Source organism: Fluoribacter gormanii, from assembly GCF_900156395.1.
In the GTDB taxonomy this organism is placed as follows: Bacteria; Pseudomonadota; Gammaproteobacteria; order Legionellales; family Legionellaceae; genus Legionella; species Legionella gormanii.
This window is the reverse complement of record NZ_FTNL01000014.1, coordinates 67,209-88,077: the sequence shown is the minus strand read 5'-3', so window position 1 is coordinate 88,077 and position 20,869 is coordinate 67,209. Positions and strand designations below refer to the sequence as shown.

The window sequence follows — 20,869 nt, the reverse complement described above, 5'->3', positions numbered from 1 at the left end:
AGCTTGTCCAGCAAATTTATTATCTGATAGGGGAGCAAGATTATGTGATGTTACGCAGTCTTGCAGAAACTTCACGCTTGATATACCTGCCTTGATAGTAACTTTTTATCACGTTGACGCCAAAGAAGTCCAATTGATAGTATATGCGGCTTTTATTCTTAAATAGGAGTTTTCATGCCTAATCCCTACAACCATTTTCTTAAATTAGACTTAGATGATACAGACCTAAAGCAACTGAAAGATGCGTTCTATGGCAAAATGCCACAAGAAACCGACGATTCATTGCTTAAATTAGAGTTAAATAATGAAGATTTTAGAAAGTTGGAAGATGCGTTCTATGGTAAACAGCCGCCAGAAACCGAACCAGAGAATCATTTAAAAAAGCGGAAAAAGGATTCTCTAGAACAATCAGAAGATGATACTCAGTTTTCCTTGAAAAAGAGGAAAAATTCCCCAAGATCTGAACAATATAGGCAGATGAAAAAATATATGTTTAAGTTGGATCTGGATATTGAGACTCATCAAGAAGATTTTGATAAAAAAAATAAAGAAGATAAGCCTGTTTCTGCAGCTCAGAATATGTTTTTCCTGGATTCTAAAACAGGTAATGTAATGAAGCAACTTCAAAGCAAAAAATCTAAAGGCCCCCAGCATCGTTATATATTTCGATTCAATACACACACAGGGAAACTCACAGAACCTAAAGAAGAACAGGATCAACCTTCTTTTTCAGTTAACAAACCATAAAAGTAATTCAATTTATTAATTGCCAAACAGGCTCGATTTAATTCGAGTCTGTTTGGTTGGCGAAGCATTATTCTTAAAGACTATCTTATAACATCGCGGGTTAATAAATTTTCTATTAATATCCCAACTTTTCCAACCTGCACGATTAAGACACATCATTTAGTTTTAGCTGCTAGTTCTGGCATATGGACTCTAAGTCCGATTAAGACAGTATTTACATTCGGTCTATAACGTCCTTGTAATGTTTCATCAGATAACGGTTCAATTTGAGTTCGTTCCGTACTGTTGTACTGAGTGAACTGATACGTCAAGAGTAGGTCGAGGTTATTAGTTAGTTTGGTGATTGCTCCTGCCTTTAAGCCCCCACCGATTAACCATTTTTTGAAATTCACACTGACTCCAACATTCCCTGCAGTATTGTTCATGTTAACTGCAAAACGGCTTCCTGAAATTCCTGGCCCTACAAAAAAACGAGCTGACTCATTATATTGGTAGGTGGGTAGTAAAAAGAAGGAGAATCCATATTCTAATTGTTCTTCTGCATCAACATCTTCATTAAAGAACCATTCATCGATTTTATATCGTGACTTCCCGGTGAATAGATCTGCATCCAATTCTAAAGCAGTAGAAAATTTTGCGCTCCAGGGCAATTCATATCCTGCTATGATTTGTCCGTGAAAATTGGTATATGCGTTGTTAAAGCTGGAAGAAGTGGGTGTACTTTCTTCAAGAGGATAGCTCAAATTTTTGTGTACAGTAACTGTATTAACACCTAAATTAAGACCGGAATAAACGCCTGTATATGCATTGCATGAGAGGATACAAGCGATGACTGTTGATATGGATTGTTTATTCATAGTAAGCCTTTTATAAAATACTGGGAATAGTAATTGGGTTTGAGGTTTGACTTATGTGACTTTCATTCGTCGCCGTAATAGTGACATTAGGGACTCTTTTCGGCGTCAGGATGTTTTCTATGACAAAGCGGTGATTCTTGATATCCAATTTCACGGTTGCCCCAGGTAAGCCATTCACTGTATAAACATTATTGGATACGGGAATACAATCAGCATATAAGACAAATGCTTTATGGGTACTCATTGGATCACGCTCGGCTGCCGTCAATACCGGTGCTTTAGTTGGTACTGCAATGATTGAGAAATTGTTTTTTGAAATATTAAAGAAAGTTCCATTGCTCGCTTGCACCATAATCCGAGCCGTAGTTGTGTTTAAGTTAGGAGCACAGATTTGTTCTTGTCCATTGTTTGTTATGTTTGATAATAGGGTATAGGGAAATGTTTTTCCGCCATCAATAGATAAAAGGATGTTTACATTCTTGGCATTAACTGGAGAAAAATTAGTATTTGCAACATCCCAGGTAATGGTTTGTGGTGATAAACCAGTCCAGCTGATGCCTTTACTAGTAGGTGATGTCACGATAAACGGACCCGCATTACTCGTTGTAGTTATAGTTGTATCAGTATATGCATTGCAAGATCCTCCCGGGGTATTCCGACGTACTGAAACTCTGAATTTCATAATCCGAGAAACTGAAGGTATAACTTCCCAGGTAAAAGGACCTCCATTGCTGAGTGCGTTGAGATTAGGGAAGAAACGGGTTCCTGTCGGTTGCGGTGAAAAACTTCTAAAACTGGGTCCGACAGTTGCTGAGCTGACTGGAGGCTGGGGAGATACTTCGTTGTTCATTTGTTCCCAGGTATAGGTTAACACTTCGGTGCCGCCATTTTTAGTTGCTGATGCAGTCAAAGCAAAAGGGGTTTGAGCAGGAATAATAGCCCCTCCATTAGTGCTAGAAATCACAGGAGCATCAGGAATGTCTGTTGTAACGGGGCAGGTATGCGAAGGATTGGAGACAAAATTTCCCATTTCTTGAAGACTAATGCCATTAAAATAAGCATCTGAATTCTTTTGAACATTAGGGGCGCAAATTCCAGCGTAACCCATAATGGTGCTACCACTTCCAGGCTCTACAGCTGTGGGCCCATTCCTTTGACAACTGTTATTTTGGACGTGATTAGCGCCAAATTGATGTCCCATTTCGTGTGCTACATAGTCAATGTCGAAAGGGTCTCCTACTGGCTTGGCTTGACCTGTGACTCCTCTTGCTTTACGTCCATCATTACAAACACAGGAAAGTCCTGCAAGACCACTTCCTGCTGAATCCACAACATGGCCTATATCATAATTAGCTGCACCAATAACTTGATTCACATTCTGTTGATTCTCATTGATCATCTGTTCGGGAACACCGTGTGTATAGGGCTGATTATTAGGATCTGTATAGATAATGAGATTATTGTTAGCAATAATTTGCATTGTAATGGCCATATCAATTTCATAAACACCGTTCACTCTATTTATCGTGGTTGCTTCTGCACCCAATGCATCGTTTACTGTCCCGCCTTGAAATTGAGTGTATTCTGCTGTTGCTGCCATGGCCAAGCGGTATTTTTTGAGTTGGCAAGAATTAAAACGAGCAAAATGTTTTGAACTAACAGGCGATGTTGCAAATTGATTTTGACTTTGGACGCCGCATTTCAAGCGCTTGGATGTTATAAAGTCTTTTTTATTATAAATAATATAATATTGTGTGCTTCCTTTTCTTAAGGGATCAATAAAAACTGGACTCTGTCCAGGTCTGAGAATCATTGCATGGAATCCCTGAGGGGTAAGATCGAGCTTGACGAACTCACCTGGATCAGTAACTCCATAAGCATCATAGGTTTTAATTGTGGGAAATTTTGCACTGAGCTCCGGGTGTAATGTACTGTTTTCGACAACCTGATATAGCTTAGTGGTTCCATCGGGCAGAGGTAGGGCAATTTGTGATGCAGCTCCTGATTTTAATTCATCTCGATGGGGTACGTTCTCCAGTTCTGCATAGAGTTGGCTGAGGTCAATTTCGACAATACGAAAATGACTCGCCTGTATATTATTTTCCTTCTTGGTGGAAATTGCAGATGGATTCACATCTTTAAAAAAATCCTCAATCATCTGATCTTGTGCAGAAGCAATAGAGCAAAACAGTATGAGTGCTGAAGAAAAAAGCGTCCTTGTCATTATTTATCTCTAATTTGTTGAGAGACAAAATGTATCATTAAAATTTTCTGCTGTAACTTACCTTTTGGAAGAATAATAAAAAAATCTCGTCCTAACAAAGTTACAATAGCTCCTCTATGACCAAGGAGCAGTATGCTATTGATATACTATATTTTTTTTAAAGACCGCTATCTTCTTTCGATTCCTTGTTTTAAAATCATTTTATTCATTACTGAGATGAGAACAATGATTTGCCAACTGAGAAGGTAAACTTTGTTCATTATATTGAAACTCAAAAATGAGGGTGCTGTATGTGGCGTATACTCAAAAGATCTTATCTTGCGATAATTTTACTCACTGTAAGTCCTGTTCTTTCGGCAAGGGCTATTATTGATGCTGACGTCCTCCAAACTTTAAAACATTCCAGATCCTCTTCACATGCTCCTTTATCACTGCTGGTTTTTTTACATAATTTTGCAGAAAAAGAATCATTTATTGAGGAAATAAAAAGAATCCCTAATGTAAGCATAAAAGATTTAGGATTTATGCCAGCAGTAGGAATACAAATTCCAAGAGATCGTAACTTGCTCTATCGTATTGCTGGTTTAAATGCAGCAGCACAAATTTCTTCAAATCCAGCAGCCATGCCAGAGTTGGATGTTACAGCCCAAGTTTTAAAACTGACACCATCATCCTTTTACCCTAATGTAAGTAATTGGTGGGATCATGGTTATACTGGTCAAAAAGGAATTATTGGTATAATCGATACAGGAGTGGATCCTCTACATCCCGCTTTATCCAGTAAACGATTAGTAGTACGCCAGGATGTAGGATCAGGATATTCTAATCTGATTAATGGTGTCAAAGAACCTCATGCAACCGGCGTAGCCTGTATTTATGCCAGTAATCATGAAAAATATAAAGGTATCGCTTATGGTGCTTCAGCCATTGTTTCTGGATTAGCAGGCGAGGAAAACGCTGATCCATCAAGTATTATGCGTTCGATGGAAACTTTGGATTGGATGTTGAATCGTGCTGAATTGAAACCCACTATTATTAATTACAGTATGGGAAATGGTCGGCTCGATTTAAATTGTCCTGCATGTCCTGAATGGAGTGGGCTTGCAAAAGTCATAGATTATGTAGTAAATACTCAAAAAATCCTTTGGGTAAAATCAGCAGGGAATGCTGGATATATCGAACCATCGCATCAATTTACCTTTGCCTCTACATTAACAGTCCCTGGCGATAATTATAATGCGCTTACTGTTGCCAATATGAATACACTTGTCACTGAAAATGAAACAACTGTCAAAACCGCAGATAGAACCAAACATCATATTAAGAATACCAGCAGTCGAGGCCCTACACCTTTTGGTAGACGCAAACCTGATTTAACTGCTCCTGGCCATGATACGATGACGTGCGCCCCTGATCCTAAAATTTATGGTTTTGTCTATTCGAATGCGATGAACTATAAAGACGGTTATCGTCTTATGGGTGGGACTAGCGCTGCAGCTCCCCATGTCGGTGCGTCAGCATTATTATTGCAAGATGCAGGGATTCAAAATCCTATGGCTATTAAAGCGTTGCTCATTAATAGTGCGGATACTTGGACTGATTCAGGTTCAATGGATTCGGGGCATACTAAAATCATGGGCTCAGCCTGGAATCGAACATATGGTTGGGGTTACATCAATATGGAAAAGGCATTTCAACAAAGAAATAATATTGTGGAAAGTGAGTTGACCGTAGAACAACCCGTGTGGGAATATCAAACTACTCTAAAAAGAGGGCAAAAAGTTACCCTGGTTCATGAACGGCGTGTGGGATATACTGCAGAAGGAAACGAATGGAAGCTGAGTCATTTAGAATTAGCGATTATCGATTTGAAAAACCAAAAAGTGATCGATATCGATAACAGCCCTATAGATACAGTGCATCAAGTCGCAAACTGCAAGCGTGAGCCGAATGCAATAAAATGTTCCGAAGACAGTAAAACAATGAATGTTTTAATAAGGGTTAAGCTATTAAATAAAGTCATCGAGGGCAGTCCTAGCGAACCTTTTGCTATTGTGGTTCCTCCAAATGGAGAAGAAATCAGGTAGAGCCCCCTTATATTTAAAAAACTTTCCTAAAGACATATACTTTATTTTTGTAAATAAATGGATTTCTTTATGACAAGGAAGTTAGCAAAACAATTTTTAGAACGTGTATCGAGATGTCTTTATAAACAATCCAATCCATCGATTATCCAAAAAATTCTCTATGATCTTCGGCTAAATTTACTTGAAATTCGTGATCAAGGGCTCAAAAACTTCTTGGATAAACTCGCAGAGGAACCAATTGATCTGGAGCGACTCATAGATTCTGTGAAAAAAGGTTTGCTAAACAATCCGCCAATATGTGAGTTACTTGCTTTTATAGAGCGCGAAAAATTAATTACAGATTTAGAGTTAAACGAAATATCAGAACAGCTGCAAATCCAGTTGAATTTACTATGTTTATTCGAAGCATTTGCAGTGACTATGGTAAACAGTTTCACATTGAATGAAGATATATATAGTTTTACAAAAAAGCAAAGGAATACTTATTATCCTGGAAACCCTATCAATAATTTCTTCTTTTGTTCAAATAGAAAAGACTTTTCTCTTTTTAAAAGCTTAAAGTTAGTTTCTGTTGATCCAGTAATCACGGAAGGAGCATTTATCCGTGCATTGGGAGATGCGGAACTTAGTCAGGAAGAAATTGTTAAAAAATCAAAAGAGTTTATAAGGCAACATGGACTTGCGCTTTGGAATGCCAAGATTTGTCCTCCTCCATTAGGTGAAATGCATGATGATTCAGTTAAAAATGTGAGTTTAAATATTTTGGAAGCAACGTGGGAAGAAAACTACAAGGAGGATGGAAATCCAGCTGACAATGCTTTTGCAGGAGCTACGCTTATTCGTCTGTTAGAATACCTTCGACCCTCTCACGGTTATTCTTTTAAAAATTTAGTTTTACCTGAGAAAAGCTCAATAACAGAGGAGGGAAAATACAGCTTATTACCGGACTTAATCGTTAATCGACTTCCCAAAAGAGTTAGTCAATTTTATGTGTATAAAGAATGGATGCATTTGTATAACAGCTGGAATTTACTGTTCGTAATTAGGAATTTAGACGATAGCAAATTCCTGATGCTTAAACTTCTTATTCCCTCAGTATTGAATGCCATTCCTATGCACTATATGGAATCGCGGGTTTTTGCCCTTTATCTTATGGGTAATTTATATTATTTCAATAAATTAAGTATTTTTACAGATGAAATCCATCTTGCTAATGCTAAAACCATATTGGACAAATGGGGGGAAATAAATAAAAAATACGCAGATTTTCTGCTAAAAACCTGTTGCGCTGAATTAGATGAAACACCTAAAGAGGTTTATCATGATATTTTTGGAGAACATACTAATTTTTCATTAGCATATCATATAGCAAATTTCATTCGAGATTTTGATAATTTTCGGATCACCAGTGAAGAATTCCATACATATGCAATCGATGCGCCATGATCTATAAGAATCGTTCTTTTGTATCTATTTCTCTAGGGCTCTCATATATTTGATGTGTTGGTTTTTATTTATCTTCTTGATAAAAATTAATAATTTTTATTAGGATCTCAAATTTTAACAAAAAGGTTAGGTTTCATGATGAGAAAAGCAGCTTTAAGTCTTTCGCTTGTATTGAGCGTAATGATTTCACCACTCTTTGCGAAAGATAAAATAAAAAATTCTGATTCCCAATCTAATGAATGTGTTGAAAATATAGAATTACGTGCCAGCGATGGTGGTTTGTATCTCGATCAGTGTCATATACAAGATCGTGATATTCCGCAAATTTTATTCTTTCTTAATGAACACCCTGAAATCACCCGTTTAAGCATTTCGGATAATCAGATTGGTTATCAAGGTGCCGAATTACTTTCTACTAATACTCATATTCGATATCTTTTCCTGACTGGAAACCGTATAGGTTCACTTGGAGCTGAGGCATTAGCAAATAATACCTCTTTGGTTTACCTTCTTTTGGGAGATAATCATATCGGCCCCTATGGAGCGGAAGCCTTAGCAAATAATAATACTTTAATTTTTCTTTCTCTTGATGGTAACCCTATAGGCTCTTCGGGAGCGAAATCATTAGCAAAAAATACATCACTAATTCATCTTTCCCTAAAAAGAAGTCAAATCGGAGCGGAAGGTGCCAAAGCATTGTTTGCGAATCAAACATTGAAAAGTTTATATATAGGCAATAACCGCTTAGGGAATGAGGGGGTTGCATCTCTGGACAGGAATCAATCCCTCAACTTTATTGATTTGGAAAACAATAATATTGGTAAAGATGGGGTCGAAGTTATAGCAAGAAAACCCAATTTACGTTATCTCACTCTTGATAACAATCCTATACAAAATGAGGGGGTATTTTTTTTAGCTCAGGCCAGTACTCTTGAGTGGCTTTCACTTGTTGGTTGTAGCATAGGTAGCGAAGGGGCTCAATCTTTATCTGAGTTGAGTCGTCTAACTTTGCTTAATATCGACAATAATTTAATTGGTGATGAGGGGATTGCCGTTCTTGCAAAAATGAGGTCTCTGAGTAACTTATATGCGGATAATAATCTTATTGGGGATGATGGAGCAAAAATCTTAGCCAAAGCGGTACAACTACAAAATTTAAGTTTGAGTCATAATTATATTGGAGATGATGGCGCATTAGCTTTAGCCGAAACTGTAACGCTATATACTTTAGATGTAAGCTTTAATCACATTACCGCAATCGGAATAAAAGCGTTAAAAAGCAATGAGGTGTTGTCTTATTTGAATATTGAAGGCAACCCTGGACACAAACGTAATATCTTCTAAATTTGTAGACTGGATGAAACGTGTTAGTACCGAGGTTACGGGTTTATATCATAGAGATCTTGTAACCTCTGGCTGAAACACAGTGGAGCTCGTGTTTCAGCCTTTGAGATTCGCAGGCTACGGGGTTTAACGAGTTCAACTTACTTATTTGAGACCAGTTGAACTATTGTATCAATTGCTTTATCTAAGCTTAATTGTAGCGCTTCTCCATTAGCTCGGTTTTTATATTCCACACAGTTTTGTTCCATATTTCGTTCACTTACGATGATACGATGAGGAATACCAATCAAATCGTGATCCGCAAACAATACGCCAGCTCTTTCATTGCGATCGTCAATTAATACATCGACACCTAACTCTTTTAAACGCTCATATAGTGCATCTGCTTGTTTTTGAACTACTTGCGAACGATGCCCATTTAAAGGAATTATGACTACTTGGAATGGTGCAATGTTTTGAGGCCAGATAATTCCTTTTTCATCATGATGTTGCTCGATTGCGGCTGCAACGACACGAGTGATACCTAAGCCATAACATCCCATTAGCATAGTCTCCAATTGGCCCTGTTCATTAATTACTGCAGCGTTCATGGCTTTAGCATACTTATCTCCAAGCTGAAAGACATGCCCAACTTCAATGCCGCGGCAAGAGTGCAGTATTCCTTTCCCATCTGGGCTGATATCGCCTTCTTTTACATTACGTAAGTCATAAACAAGGTATTCGCTCACGTCTTTATCCCAAGCAGCATGTTGATAATGTTTGTCTGCTTGATTGGCGCCACAGATAAAGGAATCCATAGCAAGCGCATGATGATCGGCGATTACAGGAATTGGCAAATTGACTGGTCCAAGAGAGCCAATGGGCGTCTTCAAGGTTTTTAAGATGGTTTCTTCATCTATAAATTGTAAGGGAGAATGTACCAACGGATGTTTTATTGCTTTGACTTCATTGAGCTCATCATCACCTCTTAAAACTAAAGCCACCATAGGGTGTTCTTTCCCTTTTACAATCAACGTTTTGATGGTTTGATTGCTTGCCACACCTAAGAATTTTGATACCTCAGCTATAGTTTTTTGGTTTGGAGTATCAATCAGAATCATTTTTTGAGTGATAGGAGTTGCCTTTTCGGGTTTTAAACTGGTTGCTTGTTCAATATTTGCAGCATAATCTCCTTTATCACTATAGAAAATTAAATCTTCACCAGAGTCAGCCAGTACTTGAAATTCATGTGATGCAGAACCTCCAATAGCTCCCGTATCGGCTTCAACTGCGCGATATTTGAGTCCCATGCGATCAAAGATACGACAATAAGCCTGATACATATCTTTGTAGGTTATTTGTAGGCTTTCTAAATTTAAATGGAATGAATATGCATCTTTCATAATAAATTCACGTGCACGCATCACACCAAAACGAGGTCTGATTTCGTCGCGGAATTTAGTTTGAATCTGATAGAAGCTTGCAGGTAATTGTTTATAGGATTGTAATTCATTCCGCATAATATCCGTAATTACTTCTTCATGAGTAGGGCCATAGCAATATTCTCTGCCATTAGAATCTTTCATGGTGAGAAGCTGCCCACCAAAGGTATCCCAACGTCCAGTTTCCTGCCACAGTTCAGCAGGTTGTACTGCGGGCATGAGTAACTCCATGGCGTTGATGCGATTCATTTCCTCACGGACTATCTGTTCTATTTTGCGTAAAACTTTTAAACCCAAAGGCATCCAGGTATAAAGGCCTGAACCCAGCTTACGAATCATTCCAGTTCTCAACATTAATTGATGGGAAACAATCTCTGCATCGTTTGGAGTTTCTTTGAGAGTTGCTAAAAACCATTGAGACGCACGCATTTCTGCTCCTGAAAATAGTATTGTTCTTGAGTGCAAAGCATTATACAGAAGTTTCTGTTCAATAACAGATGAATTGACGCGAGACATGTAGCCCGCGAGGGGGAGCCCCTTGTTATTAAATCATATTTATCATGGGCTCAGCTTCGCGGTAGCTATATGGAGAGGTTATACCTTAATCTTGGCTTCTTCTAATAATGTATTCAGTTTAGAAGCCAGGTGTTCGTAATTTTTTCCTTTAAGTTGACTTAGTTCATACTCATAATTCTTATAATGAACTTTACCCGTTTGAACATTGTAAACCGCACCAACTATAGCAATATCATTTTGCTCGATCATGTTATGCAAAATAGAGCTGCGATCATAAATTTCTTGCATGGTATGGGCTACGTTTAACTCAGTAACATTGTCCACGTAGGTTTTATTTTTACTGTGACGATTTGTTTCGGTTTCGCTCTCTGCATTGATCGCTGGCTTTATTTTATCCAGCAATTCTGTAATGTGGCCTGATTCAACTCCGTCACAAGCAGATTGAATGGCGCCACAACGAGTATGGCCCAGAACGACAATCAGTTTAACGCCAACAACATGACAAGCATATTCAATACTGGCCAGAACGTCATTGTTTACCACGTTTCCAGCAACCCGTACACAAAAAACATCACCAAAGCTCATATCAAAAATCGTTTCGACAGGAACTCGCGAATCAATACAACCAAGAACAATGGCAATAGGATGTTGCCCTTTTGCCGTGAGTTTAATGTCCAATTGGTTTGAACGGTGGATCGGGGTGTCATTGAGGAAGCGTTGATTTCCTTCATGTAAAATATTTAATACCTTTGCCGGAGACAGGTGCGATTGCACGTCGTATGTAGTTACATTGATAAAATCAATGAAATTATGAATTTTATAATGTTCTTTGAAGCCAATCAGATTCAATGCAATTTTTTTATTGGGCGCTTGTTCTTCTTTAAATTCTTTTAAGAGCTCAGAAATTTCCTTATCAATGTACTGAGTATAACGCGCATCAATAATTAATTGTGACTCCTTGGGTATGGAGTCAAGCTCAGCAACCAAAGCGGCTTTATTAAGGAACGTCATTTGTTGGGGGAGTATTAAACGATTAATTTCTCCAGTTGGATGAATTTCTTTAAGAATATTAATTCGTGCCTGACTGTTTGATTTTAATATATAGAACAAACTTACTGCCAATCCGATTAAAATACCGGTCAGGAGGTTAAACACAATAATACTGATTACTGTAGCGATAAATGGAATAAAGCGGTCGCAACCTTGAGCATAAATAGAGGGATAAATGGAAGGCTTATTTAGCTTATAGCCGGTATAGATTAAAATGGCTGCCAAAGAAGATAAGGGAATTTTATTTAATGTTCCTGGAATTAACATCACCGCAAAGAAAATAAAAACACCATGTAAAATTGCTGATATTTTGCTAGTCGAACCCGCTTGGATATTAATGGAGGTTCTCACGATTACAGAGGTAATGGGTATCCCACCAATTAAACCAGCGGTCATGTTTCCCACTCCCTGAGCAACTAATTCCCGGTTTGAGGAGGGGTGGCGACGTTTTTTATCCAGTTTTTCTCCTGCTTTAAGGTTCAATAAGGTTTCAAGAGAAGCCACAATTCCAATGATAAAAGCATAAAGATAGACTTTGGGATTAGCTAAAGCAGACCAATTGGGGTACTCCAATTGGCTAAATAACTCACGATAATTATCTGTTTGAGGAATATTAACTAACTGCGGCGAATTTTGAACCATGCTGGAATTAGTCCATAAAAAAAACTCATTAAGCAACACTCCCAAAATAACGACAAGGATTGGTGCAGGTATTTCTTTTAGTATTTTATTTTTCGTCACATCAAAATAAATTAATGTGCTGAGTGAAAGAATCGTGATCAGCATCGCCCCAGTATTGATATGTTGATACAACGCAAGAATGGGACTTAATGTGATTTCTTCAGCGGTTTCTAACAAATGCATTTTGAGTTCGTTGAAATCCGCAGAAAGTGTAAAAGCAAGTGGCATCTGCTTGATTATTAATAGAATTCCGATGGCACAGAGTAGCCCTTGTACGACATTGGAAGGCACGTAGTCTGCGACAAATCCAGCTCGCAAACTTCCTATAATCACTTGAAGTACACCAGCAAGTACTAAAGCAACTAAAAATGAATTGAAATCTCCTAGTTGAGTAAGGGCCGCAACTACCACCGCCGCCATACCGGCTGCAGGTCCACTTACACTAACGTGGGAGCCGCTTAAGCAACCTACGACCACTCCACCAATAACCCCACTTAAAATTCCAGAGAAAAGTGGAGCACCAGAAGCCAAGGCTATACCTAGACATAATGGTATGGCGACGAGAAATACGACTATGGCTGCTACAAAATCAAATTTAAAGTAACGCTTTGCATAAATTCGAAATATACGTGAGTCAACCGATGTATTTGTAAACATGGGGTTAGATCCTCTATTAACAAAATAAAGTAAAAGGGTTAAGCGAAATTACTCTAATTTTAGACTAAAGTGCTATCTAATAAAACATTATTGTAACAAAAATGTTATTAAAATGTTACGTTTTAGTTAAGAGGTTGTTTTTGATTAAGACCAATTGATCTAATATTGTTCTTCTTGCATATGGTTTAAAGGATTCGGATAAAGAAAATAATTCGAAGGGAACTAAAAGGAAGATCGTAGAGTAAAACAAAGAAAGAGTGTTTTGTTAATTAAAACCCGGGTTTGAGCTGCGTCTCGCCTTGCTCTTGTGGATATCTCACGAAAAGCCATATCTGTACATCTTGAGTGAAAGCAACCTGTATTCAAATCTGGCTTTCTCCCAAGATTTTCAACTTGTGATTAAAGAACAGGTCTTTCACCCTGTTTTGTAACAATTTTATACTTCAACTGAGTCGAATTCTGTTGTGCTAAAGAGTTCGCTGGTATTGATTGTTTGATTTGTGATTAATTCATTTTCAAGATTTCTAAAATTCCACATATTTTGATCCATAAGTTGGCTGGGTTTAATGCTTTGCAGCGCGTGCAGGATGTTACTTGGAACTTTAGGATTTTCCTCTGCAAGTTGATTAATTAAATGTGTTACTTTTTTACGCATTAAATTTTCTTGAGAACCACAAAGTGTACAGGGAATGATAGGGTAGGATTGCTCGTTGGCGAACGTGATAATGTCTTTTTCTTGGACATAGCATAATGGACGAATGACGATGTGTTTTTTATTATCACTAAGCAATTTGGGGGGCATTGAGCGAATGTCACCGTTATATAGGATGGACATCATTAAGGTACGAACCAGATCGTCTCGATGATGACCAAGAGCGATTTTATTGAAGCCATGTTCTTCGGCATAACGATAGATAATCCCGCGACGTAAGCGTGAGCATAAAGAACAGTAGGTTTTACCTTCGGGAATTTTTTCTTTTACGATACTGTAAGTATCTCGAGTTAGGATTTCATGAGGAATTGAACGGTCGGCGAGCCATTGCCGCACTGCAGTATCATCCCAACCAGGTTGGGCTTGATCCAGGGTAAAAGAAAAGAGTTCAAATTTATTACCAGAACGCCTGCGTAATTGATCCAAAATAGTTAAAAGCGTAAAAGAATCTTTGCCGCCAGACAAACAGACCATAACACGATCACCGCGCTGGATCATATTAAAATCTGCAATTGCTTTACCTGTATAATGAAGTAATTTTTTTTCAACTTGGGAGGGATTGGACATTATAAAAACCTGAATAAAAAATTGTTATTTAGTGGTAGTGGTCTTGCTTCCAGCAGAAACTAATCCGTTAACACGAGTTGTTTCTAACCATGAATTAATCAGCTCAAGATCATTTACATTCAATGTTCCGGCAAGATATTTTAGAGTTAAAACGGCATTAATCAAACTGTATTGGTCATTAGCAAGTTGGTTCTGTGCTTCAAAAAGACGCTGTTGGGCATTCACTACATCCACCATGGTGCGGGTACCTACTTCAAATTGAGCCTCTGTACTTTCCAATGAATTCTGTTGGGAAATCACAGTTTGTCTGTCTGCCTTAACTTTGCTAATTCCATCGGTAATTGTGTTAAAAGCAATCCGGCTGTTTACTACTACATCACGATAAGTTTGTTCGACTCGCTCGCTAGTAGCCTGAAAATTATGCTTTGCCTGTCGTGTTTGGGAAAGTACCAGGCCTCCTTGAAAAGCAGGAAAGTTCAACGCTAAACTAACGCTAGATTGTTTTTGATTTTCCGGTAAGAATGGACTCGTTGTGTTGACTTCATTTGTTGTCTCCATTGAGCTGCCTTGGATTGCAACAGTAGGCCAGTTCCCAGCAGACAGCGCTTTCATATTTTGACGTGCTACTTCAAGATTGCATTTGGCAGACAACAATTTATAGTTCTGTTTAAGACCAGTATCTATCCACTCATCTACATCATTAGGTTCTGGCTTAATCAGCGGAATTTTTCCATCGCGCAGAGGTGCTATGAGTTCATAGACATGATTGGTTAATTTTCTTAAATTTTCACTTTGATTGATTTGGTTGTTACGCGAGGCAATAACCGTAGCTACTGATTGATCATAAGCTGCTTTTGCCTCATAAACAGAAGTAATTGGATCAAGACCTACCTCAAAGCGTTGTTTGGCTTGCTCATATTGGCGCATGTTTGCGCGTTTTTTTGCCTCGGCGAAATTTAAGGTATCTTGAGCAAACAATATATCAAAGTAGGCTTTCGCTGTTCTAAGAATCAAATCCTGAGCGGCATCGTTAAAAGTGGCTTGGGCTGCTTTAACAGAAGCCTTTGCCTGTTTTACTTTGGCCCAGGCTTGATAATTGAAAATAGCCTGGGACGCAGAAACTTGCCACATTTTGGATTTGTAATAGTCGTCGAGAACGCTGTAAAAACCATCATTCACATGCAGAAAGTTTCGGCTTGTTTGTGCTGTAAGACCTGCTTGAGGTAGCAATGCCGCCCAAGCTTGAGGAACAGCTTCTTTATTAGCCATATACGTTTCATAGGCATTTTTGAATATAGGATCATTTTCAAGAGCTTGATGATAGATATCCATTAAGTCTGTTGCGGCAAATGTTTGCGACAACAGACCAAAAGCCATGAGATAGCAAATCAACAATTTTTTCATTTAAACTAAATCCTAAAATACAAATTCTTTATGCATTGATTTATCGATCAATAATGGAATGTTCGTTTCAAAAAGCAGTGCTTCATGCCAATTTTCACTATGATCTAATTCATACAATCGGCCTTGCATTACAGGAGATGTTCCTTCAATAACAAATAATTTTCCACCAGGAAGTATCTGTAATTTTTGAGTCTCATTTATTTGTTCTTTGGCACCAGTGAATACAACGACATCATAAGGAGCATTTTCTAACCAACCTTGACTGGCATCACCAGTAATTAATTCTACGTTGTCACAGTGGTGTTTTTTTAATAAATGTGCTGCGTTGGTCGTGAAATCGGCATAATAGTCTATGCTGATTACTTTTTTACAAAGCTTGCTGAGTAAAGCAGTAAAAAATCCACTGCCAGTCCCAACTTCCAAAACAGTTTCATGGCCTTGTAAATCAAGAGCCTGAAGTATTTTTCCTTCTTCCAAAGGAGTAAGCATGCGTTGTTCGTGATTAAGGGGTATTTGCATATCTGAATAAGCAAAATTGATAAATTGTTCGGGAACGAATTCGTGTCTGAGTACAACATCATACAAATTAAGTATGGATTCGTTTAAAACATCGCCAGTTCGAAGTTGTTGTTTGACCATGTTAATGCGTGCGCTTTGATAACTCATTTGTTCTACCGTGTTGATTGTTTTAGGTTAAGATTGACTATTCATTTACCAAGGTTTCTGTATTCGCGGTGCTCTACTTTTGATGATGTTAGAATTCCGCAAATAGCTGTGAAACAAGATGGCAGAAGTGAATTGTCAATACACTTTCAAAACTTTGGCACAATCTTAGCAAAAAAATAGCGCATGTGCTAAGAAATAATGTTTGGATCCCAAATTTCGTGGTGACTCTGTTTAAAGTTTGTTATGATCTGCAATTTTTAATAGTTTTCTTAACCGATTTATAATTGCCCATATATCATTCACGAGGTGAGTGACAGGGAAATAAATATAATCTAACGTCTGGGAGAATGCAGTGCTTGAGCAATTTACTGATTATTTGCAAACTGAAATAGCGACACTTAAGAGCGAAGGCTTATACAAAGGAGAGCGCGTTATTTCCAGCCAGCAACAAGCTGCTGTCACAGTAAATCATGAAGAAGTAATCAATCTTTGCGCTAATAATTATCTAGGTTTGGCCAATGACCCTCAACTTATTGCCGAAGGGCAAAAAGCACTGGCTCAGTATGGTTATGGCATGGCTTCTGTGCGTTTTATTTGTGGTACTCAAACTCCACACAAACAGCTTGAACAGAAAATCAGTCAATTTTTAAGCAAAGAGGATACCATATTATATTCATCATGCTTTGATGCGAATACAGGTCTTTTTGAAACGTTATTAGGTGAGGAAGATGCGATTATTAGTGACGCATTAAATCACGCCAGTATCATTGATGGAATTCGTCTGTGTAAGGCCGCGCGTTATCGATATGCTAATAACGACATGAGCGCATTGGAAGAGCAATTGATTGCTGCTAAAAATGCACGATTTCGTTTGATCGCCACCGATGGTGTTTTTTCGATGGATGGAATTTTAGCAAATCTTCCAGCAATTTGTGAATTGGCAGATAAATATGATGCCATGGTTATGGTAGATGATTCACATGCTGTGGGTTTTATGGGAGAAACTGGTCGAGGAACTCCGGAACATTTTGGCGTTAGTGATCGTATTGATATCATTACAGGTACTTTGGGTAAGGCCTTAGGTGGCGCTTCTGGCGGTTATACTGCATCAAACAAAACGGTCGTTGAATGGTTACGTCAGCGCTCTAGACCCTACTTATTCTCAAATACTTTGGCCCCAGTCATTGCGCATACTTCTTGTGTGGTTTTAGATAATTTAATGGAAAATAACCACTGGGCTGAAAAGTTAAAACGAAACAGTCGTTATTTTCGTGAAGGGATGACGAAATTGGGATTTAATCTAATCCCCGGAGAACATCCAATTATTCCCGTTATGTTGGGTGATGCGAGCCTGGCTGGGCGCATGGCAAATCGTTTGTTGGAGTTAGGTATTTATGTGGTTGGTTTTTCTTATCCTGTAGTACCTAAAGGTTTGGCTCGAATTCGTACCCAAATGTCTGCAGCACATGAGCTGTATCATTTAGATAAAGCGATCGAAGCCTTTGAAACCGTCGGTAAAGAATTTTCTATTATTTAAAGCAAAACCCTCTTCTCTTAATTCCATAGAGAAGAGCTTATTTTGAGGTACTTTTATGAAATCATTAGTCAAGGCGAAAAAGGAACCTGGAATTTGGATGGAAGAAGTTGCAATGCCTGAATACGGCGTCAACGATGTATTAATCAAGATTAAAAAAACAGCGATTTGTGGTACGGATATTCATATTTATTCCTGGGATGAATGGGCTCAAGCGACTATCCCCGTACCGATGACTGTAGGCCATGAGTTTTCTGGTGAAATTGTTGCCATAGGGCAGGAAGTGCAAGGATTGCATGTAGGGCAGCGAGTTTCTGGTGAAGGACATTTAACATGTGGTTTCTGCCGAAATTGTCGTGCAGGTAAACGCCATCTTTGCCGTAATACCTTAGGTGTGGGCGTCAATAGACCAGGATGCTTCGCAGAGTATCTATCTATTCCTGCCACCAATGTTATTGTTCTTCCAGATAATATTACCGACGAACAGGCCTCAATTCTTGATCCATTTGGCAATGCAACTCATTGTGCTTTGGCTTTTGATGTAGTTGGAGAAGATGTATTGATTACTGGTGCTGGACCTATTGGGATTATGGCAGCAGCAATAGTAAGACATATAGGTGCTCGTCATGTAGTCATTACGGATGTGAATGATTACCGTTTGGATTTAGCCCGTAAAATGGGTGTAACTCGTGCAGTAAATGTTAAATATGAAAAGCTGTCTGATGTTACCGCAGAGTTGGGAATGCTTGAGGGTTTTGACGTAGGCTTGGAGATGTCAGGTAATCCTGTGGCGCTTAATGATATGATGAAAGCAATGAACCATGGTGGACATGTAGCCATGTTAGGTATTCCTCCTCAAGAAACAGCAGTTGATTGGAATCAAGTTATTTTTAAAGGATTGGTAATTAAAGGTATTTACGGGCGTGAAATGTTTGAAACCTGGTACAAAATGATTGCTATGTTACAAAGTGGACTTGATATTTCTCCAGTCATAACACATCGTTTCCCAGTGGATGATTACCAACATGCATTTCAAATTATGGCATCAGGTCAATCAGGTAAAGTAATTCTTGAGTGGTAAGAGACGATAAATTTTTTTAAAAGCAATATAAAGATATTGTTGATACCGGGTGGGGGCTTGGCCGCAATACCCGGAAATATCGAGTATTATTTCCCCGGGTTATGGCGGTGCCTCACCCAGGCTACAAAGACAGTTTAAAGAAGACGGAGTAGTTATGTCACAATATATTTTTACCATGAATCGTGTGAGCAAAATTGTTGAAAATCAGCGATTTATTTTAAAAGATATTTCACTGAGTTTTTTTCCTGGCGCTAAAATCGGTGTTTTAGGATTGAATGGTTCTGGTAAATCAACTTTATTACGCATCATGGCAGGTGTTGATACTCAATTTGAAGGAGAGGCAAGACCACAACCAGGAATTAAAATCGGTTATCTAGAACAAGAACCTAAATTGGATCCGGATAAAACTGTACGCGAAGTTGTTGAAGAGGGCGTGAAGGAAATGAAAGAGAAGCTCGCGCGCTTTGACGAAATCAGTATGCGCTTTGCCGAACCAATGAGTGACGATGAAATGAATACGTTGCTTGCTGAGCAAGGTGAGTTGCAAAATGCTATTGAGGCAGGCGGCGGTTGGGATTTAGATAGAAAGTTGGATGTTGCGGCTGATGCACTGCGATTACCTGAGTGGAATGCTGTTGTGGGTAAATTATCAGGAGGGGAGCGTCGCCGAGTCGCATTATGTCGTTTATTGCTTTCTAACCCAGATATGTTGTTGCTTGATGAACCAACCAACCATTTGGACGCAGAATCTGTAGCTTGGTTAGAACATTACCTTGAAAGTTTTCCTGGTACTGTAGTTGCAATTACGCACGATCGATATTTTCTGGATAATGCTGCAGAGTGGATATTAGAGTTGGATCGTGGTGAAGGGATACCTTATAAAGGTAACTATTCTTCATGGCTTGAGCAGAAAGAAGCGCGTCTAGAGATGGAACAGAAACAAGAAGATGCGCATATGCGTGCAATGAAAGCAGAGTTAGAGTGGGTTCGCACTTCACCTAAAGGACGTCATGCTAAAAATAAAGCTCGCATTGCTCGATTTGAAGAAATGAATTCGAAGGAATTTCAAAAACGTAATGAAACGAATGAAATATACATTCCACCTGGTGAGCGTTTGGGTGATCTGGTTCTTGAAGGCGAAAAAATCACCAAATCATTTGGAGATCGAATCTTAATTGACAATTTAGATTTTAAACTCCCTAAGGGGGGGATTTTAGGGATTATTGGTCCCAACGGGGCAGGTAAGTCTACATTTTTGAAAATGATTACTGGTCAGGAAGAACCCGATGATGGGGTTATTCGCATTGGGGAAACGGTACAACTGGCTTACGTAGACCAATTGCGGGATGAATTAAATCCTAATAAAACAGTATGGGAAGAAATTTCTGATGGTCATGACATTATGCAAGTAGGTAGTTTTCAAATGCCTTCACGTGCTTATGTAGGCCGATTTAACTTTAAAGGGAGCGATCAACAAAAGAAAATGTCCCAACTTTCCGGTGGTGAGCGTAACCGCGTTCATTTAGCAAAATTATTGAAAAGTGGTGGGAATGTTTTACTACTTGACGAACCCAGTAATGATTTGGACGTTGAAACTCTACGTGCTTTGGAAGACGCGATTCTTAATTTCCCTGGTTGTGTTATTGTGATCTCACATGATCGATGGTTCCTAGATAGAATTTGTACTCACTTGATGGCTTTTGAAGGGGATTCACAAATTACCTTTATTGAAGGGAATTACAGTGATTATGAAGCGGATAGAAGACGCCGTTTGGGTGATGAAGCCGATAAGCCGTCTCGCATTAAATATAGAAAATTGGAATCGTAAGTTTTAATTGAACATATCAATATAGAAATATCAAATGAAGATAAGTA

14 protein-coding genes are annotated in these 20,869 nt (G+C 38.5%); 7 read left to right on the top strand and 7 right to left on the bottom strand.

All coding sequences use genetic code 11. From position 1 onward, the window contains the following. Positions 1–174: 174 nt before the first annotated feature. Positions 175–747, top strand: coding sequence for a hypothetical protein (locus tag BW930_RS10110; protein ID WP_058468434.1), 573 nt, complete (start codon positions 175–177; stop codon positions 745–747). Positions 748–902: 155 nt separating this feature from the next. On the opposite strand, the gene BW930_RS10105 is transcribed toward BW930_RS10110, so the two are convergent. Together BW930_RS10105 and BW930_RS10100 are read right to left on the bottom strand one after the other, a co-directional pair. Beyond that, positions 903–1,604: an outer membrane beta-barrel protein gene (locus BW930_RS10105; protein WP_058468433.1), complete on the bottom strand. Its 702-nt coding sequence runs from the start codon at positions 1,602–1,604 to the stop codon at positions 903–905. Positions 1,605–1,614: 10 nt separating this feature from the next. Further along, positions 1,615–3,828: a reprolysin-like metallopeptidase gene (locus tag BW930_RS10100; RefSeq protein ID WP_058468432.1), complete on the bottom strand. Its 2,214-nt coding sequence runs from the start codon at positions 3,826–3,828 to the stop codon at positions 1,615–1,617. A 290-nt stretch (positions 3,829–4,118) separates the two neighbouring features. Between BW930_RS10100 and BW930_RS10095 the strand changes: the two genes are divergently transcribed. From BW930_RS10095 to BW930_RS10085, 3 genes are all read left to right on the top strand, one after another. Beyond that, the gene (locus BW930_RS10095; RefSeq protein ID WP_058468431.1) at positions 4,119–5,915 is read left to right on the top strand and encodes a S8 family serine peptidase; all 1,797 of its coding nucleotides are present in this window, start codon (positions 4,119–4,121) and stop codon (positions 5,913–5,915) included. Positions 5,916–5,984: 69 nt separating this feature from the next. After that, positions 5,985–7,361, top strand: a complete 1,377-nt coding sequence (locus tag BW930_RS10090) for a hypothetical protein (RefSeq protein ID WP_058468430.1) — start codon at positions 5,985–5,987, stop codon at positions 7,359–7,361. A gap of 135 nt (positions 7,362–7,496) precedes the next feature. Beyond that, positions 7,497–8,705 (top strand): leucine-rich repeat domain-containing protein, encoded by a 1,209-nt coding sequence (locus BW930_RS10085; protein ID WP_058468429.1) that lies wholly within the window; start codon positions 7,497–7,499, stop codon positions 8,703–8,705. Positions 8,706–8,845: 140 nt separating this feature from the next. On the opposite strand, the gene BW930_RS10080 is transcribed toward BW930_RS10085, so the two are convergent. The 5 genes from BW930_RS10080 to BW930_RS10060 form a co-directional block, all read right to left on the bottom strand. Then, entirely contained in the window at positions 8,846–10,555 is a 1,710-nt protein-coding gene (locus tag BW930_RS10080; protein WP_058468428.1) for a proline--tRNA ligase, read from the bottom strand. Between the two features lie 165 nt (positions 10,556–10,720). Then, a complete protein-coding gene (locus BW930_RS10075) occupies positions 10,721–13,030 on the bottom strand; it encodes a bifunctional SulP family inorganic anion transporter/carbonic anhydrase (protein WP_064276580.1) in 2,310 nt (769 codons plus the stop codon). 436 nt (positions 13,031–13,466) lie between these two features. Continuing rightward, the gene (gene ttcA, locus BW930_RS10070) at positions 13,467–14,309 is read right to left on the bottom strand and encodes a tRNA 2-thiocytidine(32) synthetase TtcA (RefSeq protein WP_058468426.1); all 843 of its coding nucleotides are present in this window, start codon (positions 14,307–14,309) and stop codon (positions 13,467–13,469) included. Positions 14,310–14,333: 24 nt separating this feature from the next. Beyond that, positions 14,334–15,713, bottom strand: a complete 1,380-nt coding sequence (locus tag BW930_RS10065) for a TolC family outer membrane protein (protein WP_058468425.1) — start codon at positions 15,711–15,713, stop codon at positions 14,334–14,336. A gap of 12 nt (positions 15,714–15,725) precedes the next feature. Continuing rightward, positions 15,726–16,379 (bottom strand): protein-L-isoaspartate O-methyltransferase family protein, encoded by a 654-nt coding sequence (locus BW930_RS10060; RefSeq protein WP_058468424.1) that lies wholly within the window; start codon positions 16,377–16,379, stop codon positions 15,726–15,728. A gap of 352 nt (positions 16,380–16,731) precedes the next feature. Between BW930_RS10060 and BW930_RS10055 the strand changes: the two genes are divergently transcribed. The 3 genes from BW930_RS10055 to ettA all read left to right on the top strand — a co-directional run bounded on the left by BW930_RS10055 (position 16,732) and on the right by ettA (position 20,822). Beyond that, on the top strand, positions 16,732–17,916 hold the full coding sequence (locus BW930_RS10055; protein WP_058468423.1) for a glycine C-acetyltransferase: 1,185 nt from the start codon (positions 16,732–16,734) through the stop codon (positions 17,914–17,916). 55 nt (positions 17,917–17,971) lie between these two features. Beyond that, positions 17,972–18,994, top strand: a complete 1,023-nt coding sequence (gene tdh / locus BW930_RS10050; RefSeq protein WP_058468422.1) for an L-threonine 3-dehydrogenase — start codon at positions 17,972–17,974, stop codon at positions 18,992–18,994. Between the two features lie 154 nt (positions 18,995–19,148). Next, positions 19,149–20,822 carry an energy-dependent translational throttle protein EttA gene (gene ettA, locus BW930_RS10045; protein ID WP_058468421.1) on the top strand — a complete coding sequence of 558 codons (1,674 nt, stop codon included), beginning with the start codon at positions 19,149–19,151 and terminating at the stop codon, positions 20,820–20,822. Positions 20,823–20,869 lie beyond the last annotated feature (47 nt).